The organism is Vibrio sp. Vb0304 (assembly GCF_033338995.1).
Taxonomy (GTDB): Bacteria; Pseudomonadota; Gammaproteobacteria; order Enterobacterales; family Vibrionaceae; genus Vibrio; species Vibrio alginolyticus.
The window spans coordinates 1-1,884 of sequence record NZ_JAWOTT010000070.1 but is presented as its reverse complement, the minus strand read 5'-3'; the positions used below and the strand labels follow the sequence as shown (position 1 = coordinate 1,884).

Annotated in this window: 1 protein-coding gene; it reads left to right on the top strand. The window is 48.8% G+C overall.

Translation table 11 applies throughout. The features are described 5' to 3' along the window. Positions 1-18 precede the first annotated feature (18 nt). A partial coding sequence (locus R7P35_RS23800) for an AsmA family protein (RefSeq protein WP_318092786.1) occupies positions 19-1,884 on the top strand: 1,866 nt, incomplete at its 3' end.

The window sequence follows — 1,884 nt, the reverse complement described above, 5'->3', positions numbered from 1 at the left end:
TTACAGGTTCTAGCAGGGATGAAAACAGCGCGTCGAATTCTAATTCTCTTACTGGTGGTATTGATTGCCCTTCCGGCGACCATTATTGCGCTGTTAACCACCTCATACGCCAATTCTACATGGCAATGGGTTTCACCCTACCTTGGCTTACCGATCCAAGCGGAGCGCGTTCATTACGACTTCCCTTACCACCTTTCGCTGCAAAACGTTCGCTCCCAAGACGCTCAACTGCCTTATATTGAACAAGTCGACGTATGGCTGAACCCTGACATACGACGAGATGGGAAATGGATTATCGATAGCTTGCTGATCGATGGGGTGAGTCTAAAAAAAGGCATACCGACACGGCCTAACTTAGAGTCGATCCAGTTCCACCAGATTGCGCTGAAAAATATTGATTACGCGGGTCCGCGCTTTTCCGTAACTGGATTGAGTATCCAAATCCAAGATCCTACTTGGCTAAACGCTCAACAATTATGGCCTTACGGCGCTATTCAGGCCTCTGCAGAACAAATGTATTGGCACGGTGAGGCGATACAAAAAGTACTGGTTGATGTGGATTATCAAGCCCAAAACAGCACCCTCTATGGCACGTCTTTTAAATGGCGCAATAGCCAAATCTCAGGGCAAGGTGAGCAATATCCACAAGGCTGGTCTTTGGTCAATGTCACGATTGATAAGTTGGCAATCACCAATGCACAGCGACAATCTTTACTCTCTAAACCGTGGCAAGAATTGCCGTTCACCATTAACCACATCAATAGCCTCGACTTGCTTAACGCCGATATTGAATGGGGTGAATGGCACTGGCAAAACCTTGAACTGTCCATTGAAGATGCCTCACTGCCTGCGTCTCTATGGAATGCCACAGCCAAAGTGTCTTTACAAGCTGACAGTGTTCGTTTCCAAGAGCAAACCGCAATAGAGCCACGCTTGAACGCCATTTTCACGCCCGAGAATATCCAGCTCCAAGAACTGAGCCTAGATTGGCAGCAAGGCCGCGTACAGGTATCTGGTCAATTCAAACCGACGCACTGGCAACTCGACACGGCTTCTGTTCAAGGATTGAAATGGGCTATCCAGTCTGATGACAACAAGGATTGGTGGAAGGCTGCCACCAGCACGTTACAAGAAGTGGATATCCAAGAATTTGATATTGAACGTAGTCAGATAATCCAATTAGCGCACGAACCATTCTGGCAACTCTCGGGCTTAAACGTCGAAGGAAAAGCGCTAAAGTTAAAGCGCCAGCACCGTTTTTGGGGCGTATGGCATGGCAGTCTCGACGCGAGTGTCGTGAATGCGAGCTACGACCAAGTTCTGTCTTCTCATGCTGCGATTTCGACACAAAGTGAGCAAGGGTTGTGGCAACTCTCTCGTCTGTTTGCTCCACTAGAACAAGGTTACATTGAAGGCTTTGGTCAACTTGATTTAAGTACGGCAAGCCAACCTTGGGCGCTTAATTTGAGTGCGGATGGCATTCCACTCAAACTGCTCCACCCATACCTGCCAGATGCATTCGCGGTAGATGGATTTTCTGACCTCAATCTCGACCTGCAAGGTCTATCTGGTGACAACAACATGTTGGCGTACAGCTTAACGGGGCAAGTGGAAGCAAACCTACGAGAAACGACACTACGCTCACAAGCCGATAAGTCGCTTAAGAGCATCACGTTTTCCCCTATTCGAGTGCACGCGCAACGGGGCGCAGTATCGCTCAAGCCTGTAACCATCTCCGGCAATGTCATATCCGGTCAGATTCGCGGCGAGTTTGACATGGCCAACAACCCACTCAGCGGTTTGACATTCCAGCTCAAGGATCACTGCGGCATGGTCATAGGCGATCTGCTCGATGGTGAAATAACACGTAATGACTGCGACTCA